This is a genomic window from Dinoroseobacter sp. S76 (genome assembly GCF_049801095.1).
Taxonomy (GTDB): Bacteria; Pseudomonadota; Alphaproteobacteria; order Rhodobacterales; family Rhodobacteraceae; genus Dinoroseobacter.
In genome coordinates, this window is sequence record NZ_JBNAGH010000001.1 from 434,398 (window position 1) to 450,336 (window position 15,939).

Genomic DNA, 15,939 nt, shown 5'->3' on the forward strand with positions numbered 1-15,939 from the left:
ACTGTTGGCGAAACCGTGCTATCTGCCGGAGGACGCGGAAGAGGGGGCGCAGTATGATCGAGTATCGGACAGGGATCCGCCCTGATCGCGCGCAGGTGGTCGCCCTATATGCGGCCAATGGCTGGAGCTCGGCGGAGGATCCCGATCGGTTGATGGCCGCCCTGCGCGGGTCCGATCACCTGATCTGCGCCTTTGACGGCGACCGTTTGGTCGGTCTGGCAAACGCGATCTCTGACGGTAGCCTCGTGGTCTATTACCCACATCTTCTTGTGCATCTGGACGCTCAGGGCCGGGGCATTGGTCGGGGCCTGATGGCGCGGATGGCGGAGAAGTACAGTGGCTTTCATCAGCAGGTGCTTCTGGCCGTCACCGACGCCGCGCCGTTCTATGAGCGCGTGGGGTTTCGCAAAACCGATGCCGTGGTGCCCATGTGGATCTATGAGGGCACCGACCACTAGGGCACGGCGCTTGCCTGCGCCGCCGCTGCGCCGGACATGCCCCTGTGCTTCCCGCGCAAGCCGCGAGAAAACTCTTGCGCGACCCTATTAGCTGACTAAAGTCAGATAAATGCAGCAAGATGACATCACACGTATTCGAAACTTCGGACGCTCCGTCGCGGTGGAGGTGGGCGCGCTCGAGGATTCCTTTCTCAACAGGGGGCGCCCCCTGGGCTCGGCCCGGGTCCTCAACGCCATCGGGCTTGGCTATGAAAACGTCTCGGACCTGCGCGCCAAGCTGAAGCTGGACACGGGCCTGCTCAGCCGATTGCTGCGCGGGCTCGAGGGCGAAGGGTTGATCAAGACCAAGCCCAACCCGGAGGACCGTCGCAGCCGGATCTCGACCCTGACGGCAAAGGGCAAGGCCGAGTTCGACATCTATGAGACCCTCTCGGATGAGCGGGCCGCCGCGATCCTCGCCCGCCACAAAGAAGCACGGCGACTGCTTGATGCCATGGATGTGGTCACGATCACACTGTCGCGCGACGAGATCGTCTTTGAGGAGGCGGATTATGCCTCCGAGATCGCCACAAGATGTCTGGAGGCCTTCGCCGCCGAGCTGAGCAAGCGGCTGAACCTGGAGTTCGATCTGGAAAACTCCGGCGTGCCCGAGCTGTCCCAGATGCGCCCGCCCCATGGCACTTTCGTGGTGGCGCGGCTGGGCGACATGCCTATCGGCTGCGTGGGGATCAAGGGCAAGGGGGGCCCCATTGCTGAAATCAAGCGAATGTGGATCGCCCCCGCCGGGCGCGGGCTGGGCCTTGCACGTCGCCTGATGACCACCGCCGAGGAGGCGGCCCGCGCCATGGGGATCCAGACGCTCCGCCTCGACACCAACAGCACCCTCTTTGAGGCCGCAGCCCTCTATCGCGACATGGGATGGCACGAGATCCCGCGGTTCAATGACGATCCCTACCCGGACCTCTTCTTCGAGAAGCACCTGTAAGGCCGCCCGTCCCTCCCTATTGCAAAAGGACCTGCCATGATCCTCGACCATGACGGCATCTCGCCCCGCGTGCATCCAAGCGCCCGCATTGCCCCGAACGCGGTGATCAGCGGCGATGTGGAGATCGGCGCGCAATGCTCCATCGGTTTCGGCGCGGTTCTGACGGCGGAGAGCGGGCCAATCCGCCTCGGCGAGAATGTGGTCGTGATGGACACGGCGGTTCTGCGCGGCGTGCGGGGGAACCCGTTGGTCGTCGGGTCGAACGTGCTGGTCGGCCCCCGGGCCTATCTGACGGGCTGCCGGGTTGAGGATGAAGCGTTTCTCGCCACAGGCACCACTGTCTTCAACGGGGCAGTGATCGGCACGGGCGCCGAGGTGCGGATCAACGGGATCGTGCATTTGCGGACCCATCTGCCCCCGCACGCGGTGGTCCCGCTTGGCTGGGTCGCGGTCGGCAACCCGGCGCTTATCCTGCCCCCGGACCAGCATGAGGAGATCTGGTCGGTCCAGAAGCCGCTCGATTTCCCGGGCTATGTCTTTGGCCGCGAGCGCCCGCCATCCGGCGAGACGATCATGCCCCACATGATGCCGCGCTATGCCCGAGCGCTGGCCAAACGGCACGGGCGGGACGGGAACAACGTCGCCACCTGAGCCTCCTCACGACCAAGGTTTCCCTGAGCACGCGGATCCCTCAAGTGGGTCTCGCCGTCCGACAAGAATGGGTGTTGGACGCGCCCGAGCCGCGCGGTAGGCTTGGCCAAAAACATGAAAATGGCAGGGACAGACTCCATGACCGAACAGTCGGACTGGCGGGCAATCATTGCGGCATTTCTGGTGGGTGTCGCGGGCGCGATACAGGTCGGGCGCGTCGCCCCTGTGGCGCCGCTTCTGCAGCAGGATCTGCAGCTCGATCTTGTCACGATCGGCTGGCTTGTCTCGCTGATCACGCTGGTCTCTGCCTTGCTCGGTCTGGTCGCGGGCGCCTGGGTCGAGCGCAATGGGCTCAAGACATCCCTGGTCCTTGGCGCGGTCCTGATGGCGGGCTGCGCGCTTCTCTCGACCCTCGTACCATCCGTCCCTGCATTGCTCGGCACGCGCATCATCGAGGGGGCCGGATACCTGATCGTCGTGGTCGCTGCCCCCACGCTCATCGCGCGGCAATCCAGCGCCAAGGACACGCCCTTCGCGCTGGCCATCTGGGGCACGTTCTTCACCCTTGGGCTCAGCCTTGCCGCCTTCGCTGGCGGCGGACTTTCCGCCTTTCTCGGATGGCGCGGTTGGTTCTCGGCCAGCGCGGTGCTGATGGGTGTCGCGGTGGCGCTCGTTCTTGTGGCGATCCCGCGCGACAGACGGGCTGCGACAGACCACGCCCCTGTGATCGCGACCATCCGGGCGATGCCCAAAGCGCCCTGGTTGCTGGGCGCCGCCTTCCTTGGCCTGACATTGCTGGCACTGTCGATCCTGAGCCTGCTGCCGACTTTTCTCGTACAGGAGCATGGCTTCGCGCCCGGATCCGCAGGAGCGATCACCGGCACCGTCGCCCTGGCCAGCATCGCCGGCAGCCTCTGCTACGGCGCGCTCGCCAACCGTCTCCCCGACAGTGTCATCGCGGCGGTCGCCTGCATGGCGCTCATTGCGGCGGTCTTTCCGACATTCGCTGCGGGCGCTGCGCCGGCGCAGATCCTGCCCTGTGCGGCGGCGGCGGTCTTCATGTCCGGGGTGCTCGTAGCGCAAACCTTTGCCGCCGTTCCGCGCTTTGCGGGCGCGCCCGACCGCATCGGGCCGAGCAACGGGCTCGTGGCCCAACTCGGCAGCCTCGGCGCGCTCTCCGGCCCGCCCATGGTCGGCGCCCTGATCGCCCATGCGGATTGGAGCGTTATCCCCCTCGTGGTTGCCGGGTTCACGTTGTCCTTCGCGGGCCTGTTCTTCCTGTCCAAACGCGCCGCCAGATAGCGCATGCCTTCGGGTTTGCGCTTGCGCGCGCGCGGCAAGTCCCGCACGCTCGGGACAGGCGCGGCTCACGCCTCCACCCTCCATCCGGGAAGCATTGTCATGCGGAGCGATATCGTCTGAACCTGTCTCAATCGGGCGCCAGCATCAGGAGGGATTGCATCGCAGCTCGGTAGAGGAGGAAGACCTATGCGCCTCTCTGCGCCCATATTCGCCCTGAAACGCAAAGCCCGGCGCATGGCCCGGGACCGCACCCTGCCGCTCCATCGCGCGCTTGATATTGTGGCCGCCGAAGAAGGCTTTCAAAGCTGGAGCCATCTGGCCGCGAGCGCCACGCAGGCCAGCCTGGAAGAAACGGTCCTGTCGCAGCTGGAGCCGGGGGCGCTCTACGTGATTGCGGCCCGCCCCGGTCAGGGCAAAACCCGGCTCGGTCTGGAGTTGGCACTCATGGCGTCGCGCCGCGGGCGACAAGGCCATTTCTTCACGCTGGAATACCATGAACGCGATATTGCGGATCTGATGCGATCGATGCGGCTCGATCCGCGCGCGGCGGGCAAAACCCTGCGGGTCGACACCTCGGACGACATCTCGGCGGATCATATCATCGACCGGCTGGACGCGGCGGGGGACCCGGCGCTTGCCGTCGTGGACTATCTGCAACTTCTGGATCAGAAGCGCAACACGCCAGATCTGGAAACGCAAATCGCCGCGCTGCGCGATCACGCGGCCCGAACCGGTGGGATCTATGTCTTCATCTCCCAGATCGACCGGGCCTTCGAGATGCGCGGAGAGCCTATGCCAGGCCTAGGCGATCTGCGCTTGCCAAACCCGCTCGATCTCGGGGCTTTTCACCGGATCTTCTTTCTGCACGCGGGAGAGATGCGATCAGCGCAGGCTGCCTAGGCTTTGACGGACCGCCGCGTAGGCCGGGGCAGCGATAGAAGACGCCGCGCCACGCGCTACACTGTGGGGTGTACCAATCGCCAAAGGCCTGTCCTCCCCCCGTGTCCGTCTTCGCTCTCTTCCAAAACCGCTCTTTCGCGGGGCTTCTGCTGGCCAATACGATCTTTGGCATGGCCTTTCCGGTGCAGCTCATCCTCGGAGGGTTGGCCGGACTGATGCTGGCGCCGGATCCGGCGCTGGCGACGCTGCCGTCCTCGATACAGACGCTTGCGGGGATGGTGGCTGCAGCACCACTCTCGCTGCTCATGGGGCGCTTCGGACGGCGCGTGGGGTTCGCCGTGGGCGGGCTCCTGACCTTCGTGGGTGCGGTGGGTGCGGTCCTCGCCCTATCCTCCCAGAACTTCGCCCTGCTCTGCGCCGCGCATTTCCTCATGGGGGCGGGATGGGCCGCGTTTCAGTTCTTTCGCTTCGCCGCCGGGGAGGCGGTCGCGGAGCCGTGGCGACCCGTGGCGATTTCCCTGATGCTGAGTGCGCTTCTTGTCGCGGCCCTGGTGGGCCCGGAAGTGTTCATCCGTGCCAAGGATGCGCTCGCTCCCCTGCCCTTCGCAGGCGCTTATGGCGCGACAGGCGTGATCGCGTTGCTCGGCCTTCTGCCCTTGCTGGCCGTGCGCTTGCCACGTCCCCCGCGGAGATCGGCCTCTGCACCCACCTCTGCACCCACCGGGCGCTTCGCCGCTCTGGCCGCGCTCCGGCGCCCGGCGGTGCGCAATGCGGTGGGGATCGCGGCAATCTCCCAGGGGGTCATGGTGTTTTTGATGATCCCCACCCCGATCGCCATGGTCGGCTGTGGCTTCGCGGCGGAAACGGCGAGCGATGTGGTGCGCTGGCACATCGTGGCGATGTTCGCGCCCAGCTTTGTCACCGGCTTTCTGATCAAGCGGTTCGGGGCCCACACCATCGCAGTGACCGGACTGATCATCATTCTCGGCGCAGCATTGGGGGCGACTCTTGGCTTGTCGGCAATGCATTTCTACGGCGCCCTGATCGCCCTCGGGCTGGGTTGGAATTTCGGCTTCATCGGGGCAACGACACTGCTCGACGCCGCTCTGTCCGAGGAGGAAAAAGCCGCCGTGCAAGGGGCCAATGACACGATCATCGCGCTTGTCTCGACCCTCTGCGCCTTTGCCTCTGGCCTCGTTGTATCGCAACTGGGCTGGGCTGTGCTCGCGCTGATCTCGGCCGGCCTTGTGGCCTTGGCGCTGGTCTATTTCCTTGCGGCGCGGGGACGCGCAGCGGACATGCCGATGTAGCGCGATCGCGCAAATCCTAGCCCCAACGAGACGGCCCCCATTGCCCGGTCCGTCCTTGGGGTCTCAGCCAGACATCCATCAATCATCCGCCAGCGACAGGAGCTCGGGAAAGTCGATCGGCGCAATCGCAATACCCAGCTTGTAGCTCTGCAACGCGGCGTCGGGCTGCGTGAGTTGATCGCGGCGCGCCAGGTTCGACACCTCCAGCTGGATCTCGCGCAAGCGCGCAAGGATATGCTCGGCGCTCTGGCGCGTCATCCGGCGGGATTGCGTCAGATAGGCGGAGTGATCCGTGTCCTGCGCGTGAAACGCCCCAAGCAGGAAATCGAGGTTCAGCTGCAACAATCGCCGGTGCAACGGGCCGTCCCGACGAAAATGGATCGGGCCTTGCACGGTCAGACGGATGCGATTGCCCGGCATGACCTCTGCCAGCCCCATCCGCTCCAGCCGCAGGCCCAGCTCGAACACCCGGGTATCCGGGATCTCGTAATGCTCGCAGATCGCAGCAAAGCTCATGCCATCGAGCAGCAGCAGAAAGAGGTGAAACGCCGACCGGTCCATGGCCAGTTGCCCCTCAATGCTGTCGCCAAGCTCGACCGGAGCCACATGAACGCGATTGGCCTCCTGCACCAGATCATCAAGGCTAAGGTCGAGCACCGAGCAGATCTCCGTCATGCGGCTGAGCTTGCAATCCCGCTCCGAAAAGATGCGCTTGATGGTTGGCTCCGACACGCCCAACCGGCTGGCGAGATCCGCATAGGTCATGCCTCGCGCCTTCAGAATGGTCTTGAGCAGCTCGAAAAGTTCAGCCTGCATGCCTGTTCCACGATCCTCAATGATGGCTTTCGTATCGCATATCGATACCAAGAGGGGACTTATTGCAAGAAAGGTCGCGTAAATCTAGCGGTGGCGTCAAATCTCAAGGAGCCCCCGATGAAATACGTGTCTGTCCTGACCGCCGCTCTGTGGACCAGTTTCGCAACACCCGCCGCGGCGGATCCCTTTCACTGGACCGCAGGTCCCTTTGATATGCCCGAGAGTGCGATTTTCGACGCGGTGCAGGACCGGATCATCCTCAGTGTGATTGGCGGCCATCCAGGCGCGGCGGACGGAGATGGCACTCTGGCCCTGCTCTCCCCCGAGGGGGAGATCCTCGATCCGCAGTGGGTCACGGGGCTCGACGCCCCCAAGGGCATGGCCATCCTCGGGGACAGCCTTCTGGTCGCGGATCTGACGCGCTTGCATGAGGTTGACCTCGCTTCTGGCGAGATCCTCCGAAGCCTCGAACTCGAAGGGGCAAGCTTTCTCAACGACGTCACGTCTGACGGGGCACAGGCCTTTGTCAGCGACCTGATGACGAACCGGATCTGGCGCTATCACGGGGGCGAGATGACCCTGTGGCTGGAGGCGGACGCGCTTGCCCATCCCAATGGGCTCTTGCTCGATGGCGAGCGGCTGCTGGTCGGAAGTTGGGGGAGCGGTATGCGCGACGATTTTACGACCGAGCAGCCGGGCGCGCTGCTCTCGGTGGACCTTGCGACCAAGGCGGTGCACCCGCTGGTGCCCAACCTCGGGAACCTCGACGGTGTCGCGCGGATCGGCGAGACGTTGCTTGTGAATGACTGGATCACCGGGGCTCTCTTTGCCATTGCCGCGGATGGGACGGTGACCCTGAAGACCGAATTCCCGGCAGGGCTCGCGGACATCTCCGCCCATGGGGACAGGCTGTTCCTGCCGTCGATGCTGGAGGGCAGCCTCTCCGTCCTGACCTATTCCGGCCGCAAGTGAGGCGCCCCATGGAAGATGCATACACACGGGGCAAGGCTCTGTCGGAGCGGCACAATCCCGGTCTGGAAGAGGCGTTGGAGGCGCGCTACGGCGCGCTCCTGCCCGGGATGCCGCAAGACCTGATCGCGTTTGTTTATGGCCAGCACTACAGCCGTCCGGGGCTCTCGCTGCGTGATCGCAGTCTGGCCACTGCGATCGTGGGCGCTCTGTCCACCATAGGGCTCCTGCCACTGTGGCTGTGGTCCGATTTATCTAATCTCAGCATGGCTCCGCGCGCCGACATCGCCTTTCAGGCTTTGTTTCAGGGCCTCATCTCCGGGCTGGTGTCCATGTTCGCGTTCAGTTAGGCGCTCCGGTTGATCGGAGAATGGGCAGCGACCCTGCCGGTCCTGCCCCCCGGTGTTGCAGCTGGGCTCGCGGCGGCATGTCTCGGCGAGATCCCAAGCCTATTCGACGGGTTGGCGATTGGCCTTGTGGTGATCGGATTTGTCCTGCATGTGTCGGGACCGCGCCCCAAAGCCGCGGACCTGCCATCCGAGCAAAACGCAAAGGCTTTGTGATGCCAGAGGATCAAGCCAAATCCTTCGAGATCACCGAGATATGGTAAACCCTCCGCACGGCGGCACAGAGCCTTGCCTGCTCAGAGCCCATTCTGGCTCCGTTCATGACTCAGAGACTTCTCTCCGCAGCCTCGCTGCCTGAGGCTCTGGCACTGCATCTCGCCGCCGCGCTCGCAAGCCCGTAAACGGGTAAGGACCCGTATAATGCGCTGTTTCTGAAGGCCCTCTCGACCGCCCCAACTATGGCGCGCGCAGCCGCGTGAGACCTGGCCGCGATCCATGCCAAGGATCCTGCATGCCGAATCCATGTTCATGCCTTCTCCTTCCCCCTCAAGACGTGGCGATTGCAGAGTGCACCGTAGGGGCGACCTTTAATCGCGAGAAAGTGGCCTTCAGACGAAGACATGTTGAAGCTGCTGCGCGAGATCGACCTGACGCTGACGGCGAGCGATGAATTGGCCAATGCATGCTGCGGCGTCGGGATCAGCGACGCGGCAAACTACAACTGGCGGAAACGGTTTGGCGGGATGGGCCGGTCGCAGCTGTCGGAGATGAAGAGCTTGGAGAGAGAGAGAACGCCCGACTGAAGAAGATCGTCGCCGAGCTCGAACTGGACAAACGCATTCTCAGGGAAAGCCTGAACCGCCTAAATCCCACGGCCGGACCACAAGGGAGCTTCGTCAGGCCGTCATTCACACACGCCGGAAACTTGCCACGTCTGAGCGGCGGACCTGCCGGGTGATGGGGTTGCGCGGAGCTCCCTGCAATATCGACCAGCCCCGAGCGATGATGATGCGTCGCGGTTGGCAATCATAAGGCTGCGAAGCACTAAGGACGATATGGGTATCGCAAGGTCGCAGACCTGCCTCACGCCGCGGGCTGGCCCCCGTCGGTAGACTTGGCATTGCCAAATCGCCTCCCGGGCAAAGGGTCAATCACAAGAAGGTCGAGCGACGAGACATTGTCCACCGTTGGTCCGAGGACAATGGTCGAGTGGCGCGAGGACCGGCTGCAGCTTTCGCAGCGGCATAAGAAGCGCAAGCGGATCTACCAAAACGCAAACACATACCGCGCGTCATACGAACCAGTGACGCGAAGCGCGTGACAAGGCGGGAAACCGGCGAAAAGGAAAACGTGCCCCAGGCACGCAACAACCGCACAAACTCCGTTCGAAACGGCATCAACCACATCTGGACCAGAGAGAAAAATGGCGGAGAGACAGGGATTCGAACCCTGGGAACGCTCTCACGCTCAACGGTTTTCAAGACCGCCGCATTCGACCACTCTGCCACCTCTCCGCAGCATCGCGTTGGTACTGCGCTGCCCGCCTCGCGTAAAGCCGCAAAAACCGCCTCTCCGGATCTCGCACCAAGTGCTGGTCAAAACTTGGGCATATGCGCGGCGCCGGGTGGATCCCGCTGGTCGGGACGCTTTTCATTGCAGCGCCGAGGCGGTATGACACATCAGAGCAGCGGACCCAGAGCGCAGGCGAAACGGCGGGAGCAAGACCGTGTCAGCGTGGGTCGAGGATGAGGGGCGATTTATGGGCTGGATGGTCGGAACGCGCGGAGCCTTGGGGCTGGTCCTCGTGGTATCGCTGGCAGGCTGCGAAGGGACCAACGCCTTCGATTTTCTCAAACCCGGGGATGAGGCTGACGCGCCGGCGGAGACCAGTGCTCCGCGCGATGGTGAAACCCGGGATGTAGAAGCGCCCGAAATCTTCTCCGAGGCCGAAGCGGGGCTCTGGGATGGACGCCCGTCTCTGGGCGGTGTCTGGGTCGCCTATCCGGATGTGCCCGAGCCCGAGCGCGTGGTGATCCGCAATGCGGAGAACGGCAGCTCGGTGATCGGCGCGCTCTTCCGGCGCGAGCGGGACAATCCTGGGCCGCGATTCCAGATCTCGTCAGACGCGGCAGAGGCGCTGAACATCCTCGCGGGTGCGCCCACGCAGATCGAAGTGATCGCGCTGAAACGCGAGGCCGTCGCGCCGCCAGCGGAGGCCGAGGCGCCCGCAGAGAGCGTCGATCCAACCGCTCTCGCCGCTGCAGCGATTGCCGAGGCCGAGCTGGAGGAGACAGAGACCGCCACCCCGCCTGCCCCGACGCCAGCGCCACAAAGCTCCACTCTGACGCGCCCTTATATCCAGATCGGCATCTTCAATGTGGCCGCCAATGCCGAAGCCACCGAGGCGCAGCTGCGCGGGGCCGGTCTGGCCGCCCAGACCTTTACCCAGGAGAGCCAGGGCCGGACCTTCTATCGCGTCATCGTCGGGCCCGCACAAAGCGAGAGCGCCCGCGCCGACGCCCTCGACACCGCAAAGTCCATGGGCTTTGCCGACGCCTATTTCGTGACCAATTGACGGAGACTGTCTGATGCGCCCACTGCTTTGCCTGCGCCCTCTGGCGCTCACGGTTCTCGCGCTTGGCCTGACGCTCGGCCAGCCTGCCAAGGCCGCCTTCGAGACCCGGGCCACCGCCGCCTATGTGGTCGATCTGACCACGGGCACCGTCCTTTTGGAGAAAAGCGCGGATATCCCTCTGCCCCCGGCCAGCATGTCGAAGCTGATGACGCTCTACATGCTGTTCGAAGCGCTGCATAAGAACCCCGCCGTCACGCTGGACACGACCTTCCGGGTCTCCGCGCGGGCTATGGCCAAGGGCGGCTCGACCATGTTCCTGACCGAGCGGGACCGCCCCACGGCCGAGGAGCTGATCAAGGGCATCATCGTTCAGTCCGGCAATGACGCCACCGTTGTGGTCGCCGAGGGGCTGGCAGGCACCGAAGAGGCCTTTGCCCGGCTGATGACCGAGAAAGCCCAGACCATGGGCATGACACAGTCGGTTTTCGCCAATGCCTCGGGCTGGCCCCATCCTCTGCACCGGATGAGCATGAAGGACCTCGCGATCCTGACCGAGCGGATGATCGAGGATTACCCGGAGTACTACGGCTATTTCTCCATGTCCGAATGGGGCTATGACGGGCGCGCGCCGCAGAACCGGTTCAACCGCAACCCGCTCCTGAAGCTCGGGATCGGGGCTGATGGGCTCAAGACAGGCCATACGCAGGAGGCAGGTTACGGACTTGTCGGCTCCGCCCAGCAAGGCGCGCGGCGCATCGTTTTTGTGATCACGGGGCTTGAGACCGACCGGGCGCGGGCTGAGGAATCCGAGCGCATCGTCAGCTGGGCCTTCCGTCAATTCGTGCAAAAGGACCTCGCCGCCGCCGATACGCGCCTCGCGGATCTGCCGGTCTGGGTGGGCGAGCAGGCAACGGTCGGCCTTGTGTCGCCCACGGATGTGCGCCCGCTCGTGCCGCTTGTGGCTTCGGGCAGCCTCACCGCCGAGATCGAGGCGGAAACTCCGATCAACGCGCCGATCGCCGCCGGGCAGCAGCTGGGCGAGCTGGTAATCTCAGGCCCCGAGATGCCGCCGCAGCGCTTTCCGCTCGTGGCCGAGCAGGCCGTCGCCAAGGGCGGTGCCTGGGTCCGGATGCAAGCCGCCGCGCAGGTCCTCTATCGGGAGCTGACCCAGGATGAGGCCGCAGAGGCCCAGTGATCCAACCATCGGGACAGATGTGATGCCGACCCCGGGGCGGCTCATCAGCTTTGAAGGCATCGATGGCAGCGGCAAGTCCACACAGGCGCGGCTGCTGGCCGAGCATCTGCGCGCACAGGGGGGCGATCCGGTCCTGACCCGCGAGCCGGGCGGTTCGGCAGGCGCCGAGGAGATCCGCCGGTTGCTGGTCGAAGGCGATCCGGATCGCTGGTCGCCTGAGACAGAGCTCCTGCTCTTTACCGCCGCGCGCCGGGATCATCTGGAGCGCACGATTGCCCCGGCCCTGGCTGCGGGTCGCGATGTGATCACCGACCGGTTTGCCGACAGCACGCGGATCTATCAGGGGGCCACGCGTGGCGACCTGCGCGGGCTGGTGGACGAGCTCCATTCTCTGATGATCGGGCGGGAGCCGGACCTGACCGTGATCATCGACATGCCGCCGGAGCTTGCCCTGCGCCGGGGTCTCGCCCGGCAAAGTGGCGAGGATCGGTTCGAGGAGTTCGGCCTGCCCTTCCAAACCGCCCTCCATGCGGGGTTCCGCGCTCTGGCCGAAGCGGCACCTGAGCGCTGTGTACTGGTCGATGGCAATCGCGCGCCGGAGGCCGTGGCCCGGGACGTCCGCGCCGCTTGGGAAGGGATGCCCGTATGAGCCGCGCAACAGAGGTGCCCCAGGAGGACGCTCTGCCCGAGGCCGATGCCCTCCCCGGCGCGCCCCACCCGCGCTTTGCCGAGCAGGTATTCGGCCATGGTGCGGCAGAGGCTGCGCTTCTGGATGCGATCGGGTCCGGGCGTCTCCACCATGCCTGGCTCCTGACGGGTCCCAAGGGCATCGGCAAGGCAAGCTTTGCCTGGCGCGCGGCCCGCGCCCTCCTGACCCTGCCGACCGAGGATCCGGGCCCGAGCCTCTTTGGGGACCCGGAGCCCATGGCCGCCCCCACCAGTCTCGATCTGGACCCCGACCATCCGGTGGCGCGCCGGGTCGCGGCCCTGTCCGAGCCGCGTCTCTTTCTGCTGCGCCGTCCCTATGACGCCAAGCTGGGCCGGTTCAAACAGGACATCCCGGTGGATGCGGCACGCGGGCTCAAGGGCTTTTTCTCCATGGCGGCGATGGATGGCGGGCGCCGGGTGGTGATCGTGGATGCCGCCGATGAGATGAACGCGAACGCCGCCAATGCCCTCCTGAAGGTGCTGGAAGAACCGCCCGCCGATACGGTGATGCTTCTGATCTGCCACGCGCCCTCCAAGCTCTTGCCGACCATTCGCAGCCGCTGTCGCACCCTGCGGATGTCGCCGCTCAGCGCGCAGGATCTGGGCGATGCTCTCGCGCAAGCCACCGGCGCACCCCTGCCCGAGGCAGAAATCCAGAGCCTCCTGCCCCTTGCCGAGGGCTCGGTCGGTCAAGCGCTCAGCCTGCGGGATGCGGGCGGGCCCGAGGCCTATGACAGCCTCCTGCGCCTGCTGGGCGACCTGCCCCGGCTCGACCGGCAAGCGACCGCTGCCCTCGCCGATAGTGCCAGCGCAAGGGGCGCCGAGGGGCGGCTCGACCTGTTTCTGAGCCTGACGGAGGTTTTCCTGCACCGCCTCGCGCGGACCGGGGCCACCGGCGCGCCCCCGGCCCTTGCCAGCGAGGCAGAAGCCCAAATTCTGACCCGCCTCGCCCCCCATCCCCGCGCCGGACAGGCCTGGGCCACGGCCCATGCGGAACTTGTGCCGCGGGTGCGTGCCGGACGTGCTGTAAACCTTGACGCCTCGATGCTTCTGCTGGATATGTTCCACGGACTGCAGACGGTGGCATCCGGACCCGCCGCTGCCTAATCCCTTCGCGATTTCAGGCATTCCATGGCTTCCATTCCGACCCAGCCCACGCTCGTTGACAGCCATTGCCATCTCGACTTCCCCGACTTCGCCGACACCCTGCCACAGGTCATTGACCGCGCCGTGGCGGCGGGCGTCACGCGGATGGTGACGATCTGCACCAAGCTGCGGAGCGAGCCACAAGTGCGCGCCATTGCCGAGGCCCATGACCCGGTCTTCTATGCCGCCGGCACGCACCCGATGAGCGTCGCCGCCGAGCCCATGGCGACGGTGGAGGCGCTGGTCGCGCTGGCCGCCCATCCGAAATTCGTGGGCATTGGCGAGACCGGGCTCGACTACCATTACACCGCAGAGAGCGCGGGCGTGCAGCAGGAGAGCCTGCGCCTGCATATCGAGGCGGCGCGCCAGACAGGTCTGCCCCTGATCATCCATGCCCGCGACGCGGATGAGGATATGGCCCGGATCCTCAGCGAGGAGCATCGCGCCGCGCCCTATACCTGCGTCATGCATTGTTTCTCTTCGACCCGTGCGCTGGCCGAGGCAGCGCTGGATCTCGGGTTCTACCTGTCCATGTCCGGGATCGCGGCCTTCAAGAAATCCACCGAGCTGCGGGCGATCTTCGCCGATGCGCCGGTTGAGCGCGTGCTGGTCGAAACCGACGCCCCCTATCTCGCACCGCCGCCCTATCGCGGCAAGCGCAACGAACCCGCTTACGTCGCCCACACAGCCGCCGCCGGGGCCGAGGTCTACGGCCTGAGCCCCGAGGCCTTTGCCGCCCAAACCAGCGCCAATTTCGACCGGCTCTTCGCCAAGGCCGCCGCCTGGACGCCCGAGGCTGCTGCATGAGCGGCATGCGCTTCACGATCCTCGGCTGTGGATCCTCGGGCGGGGTGCCCCGCCTCGGTGGCCAGTGGGGTGATTGCGACCCTGAAAACCCCCGCAACCGGCGGCGGCGCTGCTCGCTTCTGGTAGAGCGGATCGGACCCCAGGGCACCACGAGCGTGCTGATCGACACATCGCCGGATATGCGCCAACAGCTCCTGGATGCCGGGGTCGGGCGACTTGACGGGGTGATCTACACCCATGCCCATGCGGACCATACCCATGGGCTCGATGATCTGCGGATGATCGTCTTCAACATGCGCGCGCGCCTGCCGGTCTGGGCCGATGCCCCGACCCGCGAAAGCCTGTTTGCCCGGTTCGGCTACGCCTTTGAGCAGCCCGAGGGCAGCCCCTATCCGCCCATCCTGGAAATGAACGACCTCGATGGCCCCGTGACCATTGACGGGCCGGGGGGGCCGATCCCGTTTGCGCCCTTCCCGGTCAATCATGGCAGCATCGACAGCCTCGGCTTCCGGATCGGGGATCTGGCCTACCTGCCTGATGTCGCGAAGCTCCTGCCCGAAAGCCACGCGGCCCTGCGCGGGCTTGAGGTGCTGATCCTCGACGCCCTGCGCCGGGATCCGCATCCGACCCATGCCCATCTGGCGCAATCGCTGGACTGGATTTCCGAGTTCGCGCCCAAACAGGCCGTGCTCACCAACATGCATATCGATCTCGACTACGCGACTGTGGCGGCGGAGACGCCCGACCATGTGACCCCCGCCTATGACGGCATGGTCCTGGAACGCCCCGCGCCCGACCTGCCCGCATGAGCGTCCTGCTGGAGGTCACCCTCCCGGTCTTTCTGGTGATCGCGGCGGGCTATGTGGCGGTCTGGGCCAAGGTCTTCTCGGATGACAATGTGGATGCGCTCATGCGCTTCACCCAGAACTTCGCGATCCCCTGCCTGCTCTTTGCGGCGATCTCGACCCTCGACCTGAAGGCGGTCTTCGACTGGCGTCTGCTGACGAGCTACTATGCCGGGGTGCTCTGCGCCTTTGGGATCGGGATCCTGGGGGCCAAGCTGGTCTTTGGCCGCCCCATCCAGGACGCGATTGCCATCGGCTTTTGCTGCATGTTCGCGAACACAGTGTTGCTCGGCCTGCCGATCATGGAACGCGCCCATGGGGTCGCGGCCCTTGAGCCGATGTTCGCGATCATCTCGATCCACGCGCCCTTCGTCTACATGGTCGGCATCACCACGATGGAAATCGTGCGCGCCTCCTCCAAAGGGCTCTTCAAGACGATCTGGTCCATTGCCAAGACCATGTCCCAAAACGCCCTGATGATCGCCGTGGCGCTGGGGTTTACGGTCAATCTCAGCGGGCTGATGACGCCCGTGGTGGTGGAGGAAGCCGTCAGCCTCATTGCCCGCGCGGGCCTGCCCGCAGCCCTCTTCGGCCTCGGCGGCGTGCTCTATCGCTACAAGCCTGAGGGCAATCTGCGGGAGGTGATCTTCGTTTGCCTCGTCTCGCTCATGGTGCATCCCAGCATCACATGGGCGCTGGGGCGCGGGGCGTTTGACCTCTCGGACCCCATGCTGCGCGCCGCCGCCCTGACCGCCGCCATGGCGCCCGGCGTGAACACCTATATCTTCGCCAATATGTACGGCGTCGCAAAACGGGTGGTCGCCACGGCCGTGCTCGCTGGCACCGCGGTGTCGATCCTCTCCGCCGCCTTCTGGTTGAGCGTTCTGCCCTAGGGGCGCACCGCCCCCTTCATTGTTCCCCAAAT

18 protein-coding genes, 1 tRNA gene and 1 pseudogene are annotated in these 15,939 nt (G+C 65.3%); 18 read left to right on the forward strand and 2 right to left on the reverse strand.

The window, feature by feature from the left end:
* Nucleotides 1-53 precede the first annotated feature (53 nt).
* The 6 genes from ACP153_RS02035 (at nucleotide 54) to ACP153_RS02060 (ending at nucleotide 5,606) form a co-directional block, all read left to right on the forward strand.
* A complete protein-coding gene (locus tag ACP153_RS02035; RefSeq protein WP_424969308.1) occupies nucleotides 54-458 on the forward strand; it encodes a GNAT family N-acetyltransferase in 405 nt (134 codons plus the stop codon).
* Between the two features lie 109 nt (nucleotides 459-567).
* Entirely contained in the window at nucleotides 568-1,443 is an 876-nt protein-coding gene (locus ACP153_RS02040; protein WP_424969309.1) for a GNAT family N-acetyltransferase, read from the forward strand.
* 36 nt (nucleotides 1,444-1,479) lie between these two features.
* Entirely contained in the window at nucleotides 1,480-2,094 is a 615-nt protein-coding gene (locus ACP153_RS02045; protein ID WP_424969310.1) for a gamma carbonic anhydrase family protein, read from the forward strand.
* Nucleotides 2,095-2,232: 138 nt separating this feature from the next.
* On the forward strand, nucleotides 2,233-3,396 hold the full coding sequence (locus ACP153_RS02050; protein ID WP_424969311.1) for a CynX/NimT family MFS transporter: 1,164 nt from the start codon (nucleotides 2,233-2,235) through the stop codon (nucleotides 3,394-3,396).
* 186 nt (nucleotides 3,397-3,582) lie between these two features.
* Nucleotides 3,583-4,296: a DNA helicase gene (locus ACP153_RS02055; protein ID WP_424969312.1), complete on the forward strand. Its 714-nt coding sequence runs from the start codon at nucleotides 3,583-3,585 to the stop codon at nucleotides 4,294-4,296.
* 101 nt (nucleotides 4,297-4,397) lie between these two features.
* The gene (locus tag ACP153_RS02060; protein ID WP_424969313.1) at nucleotides 4,398-5,606 is read left to right on the forward strand and encodes an MFS transporter; all 1,209 of its coding nucleotides are present in this window, start codon (nucleotides 4,398-4,400) and stop codon (nucleotides 5,604-5,606) included.
* 78 nt (nucleotides 5,607-5,684) lie between these two features.
* Here ACP153_RS02060 and ACP153_RS02065 read toward each other — a convergent pair whose 3' ends face one another.
* Nucleotides 5,685-6,422, reverse strand: coding sequence for a helix-turn-helix domain-containing protein (locus tag ACP153_RS02065; RefSeq protein WP_424969314.1), 738 nt, complete (start codon nucleotides 6,420-6,422; stop codon nucleotides 5,685-5,687).
* 117 nt (nucleotides 6,423-6,539) lie between these two features.
* Here ACP153_RS02065 and ACP153_RS02070 point away from each other — a divergent pair, with 117 nt between their 5' ends.
* The 5 genes and pseudogenes from ACP153_RS02070 (at nucleotide 6,540) to ACP153_RS02090 (ending at nucleotide 8,541) form a co-directional block, all read left to right on the forward strand.
* The gene (locus ACP153_RS02070) at nucleotides 6,540-7,394 is read left to right on the forward strand and encodes a hypothetical protein (protein ID WP_424969315.1); all 855 of its coding nucleotides are present in this window, start codon (nucleotides 6,540-6,542) and stop codon (nucleotides 7,392-7,394) included.
* Nucleotides 7,395-7,402: 8 nt separating this feature from the next.
* A complete protein-coding gene (locus ACP153_RS02075) occupies nucleotides 7,403-7,741 on the forward strand; it encodes a hypothetical protein (RefSeq protein WP_424969316.1) in 339 nt (112 codons plus the stop codon).
* A gap of 9 nt (nucleotides 7,742-7,750) precedes the next feature.
* Complete coding sequence (locus ACP153_RS02080) at nucleotides 7,751-7,954, forward strand: hypothetical protein (RefSeq protein ID WP_424969317.1); 204 nt, start codon at nucleotides 7,751-7,753, stop codon at nucleotides 7,952-7,954.
* 62 nt (nucleotides 7,955-8,016) lie between these two features.
* Nucleotides 8,017-8,139 (forward strand): annotated as a pseudogene (locus tag ACP153_RS02085) (serine O-acetyltransferase); the annotation flags it as partial.
* Nucleotides 8,140-8,358: 219 nt separating this feature from the next.
* Nucleotides 8,359-8,541 carry a transposase gene (locus ACP153_RS02090; RefSeq protein ID WP_424969318.1) on the forward strand — a complete coding sequence of 61 codons (183 nt, stop codon included), beginning with the start codon at nucleotides 8,359-8,361 and terminating at the stop codon, nucleotides 8,539-8,541.
* A gap of 621 nt (nucleotides 8,542-9,162) precedes the next feature.
* Here the strand turns inward: ACP153_RS02090 and ACP153_RS02095 are convergent.
* Nucleotides 9,163-9,252 (reverse strand) — tRNA-Ser (locus ACP153_RS02095).
* 254 nt (nucleotides 9,253-9,506) lie between these two features.
* Between ACP153_RS02095 and ACP153_RS02100 the strand changes: the two genes are divergently transcribed.
* Genes ACP153_RS02100 through ACP153_RS02130 form a run of 7 tightly spaced genes read left to right on the forward strand, consistent with a single transcriptional unit; the run spans nucleotide 9,507 to nucleotide 15,907 of the window.
* Nucleotides 9,507-10,313 carry an SPOR domain-containing protein gene (locus tag ACP153_RS02100; protein ID WP_424969995.1) on the forward strand — a complete coding sequence of 269 codons (807 nt, stop codon included), beginning with the start codon at nucleotides 9,507-9,509 and terminating at the stop codon, nucleotides 10,311-10,313.
* A 13-nt stretch (nucleotides 10,314-10,326) separates the two neighbouring features.
* Nucleotides 10,327-11,508 (forward strand): D-alanyl-D-alanine carboxypeptidase family protein, encoded by a 1,182-nt coding sequence (locus ACP153_RS02105; RefSeq protein WP_424969319.1) that lies wholly within the window; start codon nucleotides 10,327-10,329, stop codon nucleotides 11,506-11,508.
* Nucleotides 11,509-11,530: 22 nt separating this feature from the next.
* Nucleotides 11,531-12,157 (forward strand): dTMP kinase, encoded by a 627-nt coding sequence (gene tmk, locus ACP153_RS02110; protein ID WP_424969320.1) that lies wholly within the window; start codon nucleotides 11,531-11,533, stop codon nucleotides 12,155-12,157.
* Nucleotides 12,154-13,323 carry a DNA polymerase III subunit delta' gene (locus ACP153_RS02115; RefSeq protein WP_424969321.1) on the forward strand — a complete coding sequence of 390 codons (1,170 nt, stop codon included), beginning with the start codon at nucleotides 12,154-12,156 and terminating at the stop codon, nucleotides 13,321-13,323. The genes tmk and ACP153_RS02115 overlap by 4 nt, the downstream gene beginning before the upstream one ends.
* A 24-nt stretch (nucleotides 13,324-13,347) precedes the next feature.
* Nucleotides 13,348-14,169: a TatD family hydrolase gene (locus ACP153_RS02120; RefSeq protein WP_424969322.1), complete on the forward strand. Its 822-nt coding sequence runs from the start codon at nucleotides 13,348-13,350 to the stop codon at nucleotides 14,167-14,169.
* Complete coding sequence (locus ACP153_RS02125; RefSeq protein ID WP_424969323.1) at nucleotides 14,166-14,978, forward strand: MBL fold metallo-hydrolase; 813 nt, start codon at nucleotides 14,166-14,168, stop codon at nucleotides 14,976-14,978. Before ACP153_RS02120 ends, ACP153_RS02125 begins: the two co-directional genes overlap by 4 nt.
* On the forward strand, nucleotides 14,975-15,907 hold the full coding sequence (locus ACP153_RS02130) for an AEC family transporter (protein ID WP_424969324.1): 933 nt from the start codon (nucleotides 14,975-14,977) through the stop codon (nucleotides 15,905-15,907). The genes ACP153_RS02125 and ACP153_RS02130 overlap by 4 nt, the downstream gene beginning before the upstream one ends.
* The last annotated feature ends 32 nt before the right edge of the window (nucleotides 15,908-15,939 follow it).